This window comes from Variovorax sp. LG9.2 (assembly GCF_035018885.1).
GTDB lineage: Bacteria > Pseudomonadota > Gammaproteobacteria > Burkholderiales > Burkholderiaceae_C > Variovorax.
In genome coordinates this window covers 1-926 of the sequence record NZ_JASJXB010000095.1, presented here as the reverse complement: position 1 = coordinate 926, position 926 = coordinate 1, and the positions used below count along the sequence as shown (strand labels likewise).

Genomic DNA, 926 nt, shown 5'->3' with positions numbered 1-926 from the left:
CCGGCACCGCTGTACGCCAAGTGGGCCGGCGACTTCAACAAGGCGACCGGCACGCAGGTCAATTACCAATCTGTCGGTTCCGGTGCCGGCATCAAGCAGATCGAAGCCAAGACGGTCGACTTCGGCGCATCGGACATGCCGCTGACCGACGACGAACTCAAGACCAAAGGCCTGATGCAGTTCCCCACCGTTATCGGTGGCGTGGTGCCCGTGGTCAACATCGTCGGCATCAAGCCGGGCGAACTCAAGTTGAGTGGCGCGGTGCTCGGCGACATCTACCTCGGCAAGATCACGAAGTGGAACGACCCCGCCATCAAAGCGCTGAACGGCTCACTGGCACTGCCTGACGCCGCCATCGCACCGGTGCGTCGTGCCGACGGTTCGGGTACCAGCTTCCTGTTCACCAACTACCTGAGCAAGGTCAACGCCGACTGGAAGAGCAAGGTGGGCGAGGGCACGGCTGTCAACTGGCCGGTGGGCACGGGCGGCAAGGGCAACGAAGGCGTCGCTGCTTTCGTGAAGCAACTGCCCAACTCGATTGGCTACGTCGAGTACGCGTACGTCAAGCAGAACAAGATGGTCTACGCGCAGCTGCAAAACGCTGCAGGTACGGTGGTGTCGCCGGACGACACCGCCTTCAAGGCTGCCGCAGCCGGCGCCGACTGGAACAAGACCTTCTATCAAGTGCTGACCAACCAGAATGGAAAGGACGCATGGCCGATCACGGGCGCCACTTTCATCCTGATGCAGAAGGTGCAAGACAAGCCAGCCAACGCGACCAGCGTGCTTAAGTTCTTCGACTGGGCCTACAAGAGCGGCGACAAGACGGCTGACGACCTCGACTACGTGCCGATGCCCGACAGCGTGAAGACCGCGATTGCCAAGTCGTGGGGCGATATCAAGGACACGTCGGGCAAGACCGTCGC

The 926-nt window shown here is 61.6% G+C and carries 1 protein-coding gene; it reads left to right on the top strand.

All coding sequences use genetic code 11. The features are described 5' to 3' along the window. Positions 1 to 926, top strand: a 926-nt coding sequence (gene pstS / locus QN413_RS27050) for a phosphate ABC transporter substrate-binding protein PstS (RefSeq protein WP_323499641.1), incomplete at both ends; no start/stop codon positions are given.